The 2176-nt window shown below is 47.2% G+C and carries 3 protein-coding genes and 1 pseudogene; all 4 read right to left on the reverse strand.

Annotated elements, in window-relative coordinates; translation table 11 throughout:
- Positions 1–317, reverse strand: a 317-nt coding sequence (locus QZZ55_RS19960) for a fumarylacetoacetate hydrolase family protein (RefSeq protein ID WP_366512362.1), incomplete at its 3' end; no start/stop codon positions are given.
- A 12-nt stretch (positions 318–329) separates the two neighbouring features.
- The gene (locus QZZ55_RS19965) at positions 330–995 is read right to left on the reverse strand and encodes a fumarylacetoacetate hydrolase family protein (RefSeq protein ID WP_293269178.1); all 666 of its coding nucleotides are present in this window, start codon (positions 993–995) and stop codon (positions 330–332) included.
- A 36-nt stretch (positions 996–1031) separates the two neighbouring features.
- Entirely contained in the window at positions 1032–1862 is an 831-nt protein-coding gene (hpaI, locus tag QZZ55_RS19970) for a 4-hydroxy-2-oxoheptanedioate aldolase (RefSeq protein WP_293269179.1), read from the reverse strand.
- A gap of 44 nt (positions 1863–1906) precedes the next feature.
- A pseudogene (locus tag QZZ55_RS19975) lies at positions 1907–2176 on the reverse strand (2-oxo-hepta-3-ene-1,7-dioic acid hydratase); the annotation flags it as partial.

The following is a 2176-nucleotide window of genomic DNA, read 5'->3' on the forward strand; positions in this document are numbered from 1 at the left end:
AATTTAATATTATCGGGACGATAAGCGTTCTGCTTATGCCCTGTCAGCGTGTTAGCGCCTTTAAGGAATACTAGCGGCTCTTTTGGTGGCTCAAATGCCAACTCACGAGCGTGATCGGCATAGTTCAAACCTAACGCAAAAATAGTCCCGGGTTCTTTGATTGGGCTTAACCATGTCACATCTACTTCGTTGATCAACTGACCATCAGCTTTAGATTTGAGCTGGACCGTCGTTGCAAAAGAGTCTTCTATTGTTATGTCTAGTTCTTGGCCGTTAAGCGGCCCTGCACCGGTAAATAGTACGCGTGCGTGTTTCATCGTTCTCTCCCTTTAAGCTCGGCCGGCAACGTTATTTAATTCGATCACACCTGCAATCGCAGAGCTTACTTTGTCGCCTTGTTTGATTGGCGCACGCTGGCCCGGAAAGCCAACAGCGATCACATCGCCCGGTTGCAACGTCATGATGTAAGAGATAGTAGAGATAAGTTCTGCAACACTGCGTACCATCTTAGATACAGGCATTTCACTAACAGTCTCGCCATTAACTTGAGTTACAACCGTCAGGATTTGTGGGTTACCCACATAAGATGCTGGCACAACAACAGAGCCAATCGGAGCACTGCCATCAAGACATTTACCTTTAATATCTGGGCGATAGTACGTAAGCTCTGGCAAGGAGAAGTCATGAACAAGAGAGTAACCGCTTATATAGTTCAGCGCTTCTTCTTGGTTTACGCGGCAACATTCTTCACCAAAAACAACCGCCAACGATGCACCTACAACCATGCTGTCAACGGCTTCACCTTCGTTTACTGCCCATTCGACAGTCGCGCCTTCTGTGCTCCAAGTGTTGTGAGGCTTAAAGTACAGTACGGGTTGCGTTGGCGCACTCTTATAAGGTGCTTCATTAAATTCAGCCTGCATCGCTTCGAACTGACTCGCATCGTTCAGTGCAACACACACCAACTTACCTTTAACGATTGGATTGTTTGTCATGATTTAAAACCTATAAAAATAATCTGTAAAATACTGTTAGTAACCGCTAGATTGATTATTAGCTGGCGGACTATCCTCAGAAGAAGCCTCAGAATAAGCGCCCGTCTTAACGCTTTCAGCTAACTGCTTTGCAGCATTACCTAGCAACAGGGTATCCACTCCAATGCCAACAAATTTAGCGCCCTTCTCTACATAGTGATGAGCTTTGGCTGGATTGATACACAACAGACCACCCGCTTTGCCTGCATCATTGATAATCTGTAAACAATGCTCGATAGCGGCAACCACTTCTGGATGATCAGGGTTGCCGATATGCCCCATTGAAGCTGATAGATCAGAAGGCCCGATAAAAACGGCATCGACACCCTCAACCGCAGCAATCTCTTTCAAGTTTTTCATCGCGGTGACGGTTTCTACCTGAACAATGAGGCAGATCTCATCATTGGCTTTTTGAAGGTAGCCGGGAACACGGTTCCAGTTAGCTGCCCGCGCTAAAGAACTCCCTAAACCACGAATACCTTGTGGCGGATATTTCACTGCTTTAACCAACTCTTTGGCTTGTTCAGCGGTATCACACATAGGAATAAGTAACGTTTGCGCACCGATATCCAACAGCCGTTTTAGTAACGCTGTACGGCCCTCTTCAGGACGAACAATGGCCGGCACACCATAAGGCGCGATCGCTTGAAGGTGACGCATGATTGAATCCAGCTCAAAAGGTGCATGCTCACTGTCGATCAGCAACCAATCAAAGCCAGAGCCTGCCACTATCTCTGCACACGATGCATCCGGCAGACCCAACCACAAGCCCCACTGCGTTTGATCACCCTGTATTGCTTTCTTAAATTTATTTACTGGAAGCTTCATCGCGCTCATCTCTATCTATGTTGGCCAATCAGTGCACTACTGCTTTAAACGAAATTCACTGAGATACCGCCCAATGGACCGTAATCTGCATGAATCGTATCTCCTGCTTTTACGGGGATCGGGCGAGTAAAAGAACCTGCCAATACAACCTGACCAGGCTCCAGTGCCACGCCATGTGGGGCGAAGCGTTTACATACCCAACAGATACCATTCGCAGGGTGGCCCAATACGCCAGCCGCAATACCTGTCTCTTCAATTTGGCCATTCAAATACAATAAAGCACCCGCCCAACGCAGATCGATATCCATAGGTTT

It is taken from the genome of Neptunomonas sp. (assembly GCF_016744175.1).
GTDB lineage: Bacteria > Pseudomonadota > Gammaproteobacteria > Pseudomonadales > Balneatricaceae > Neptunomonas.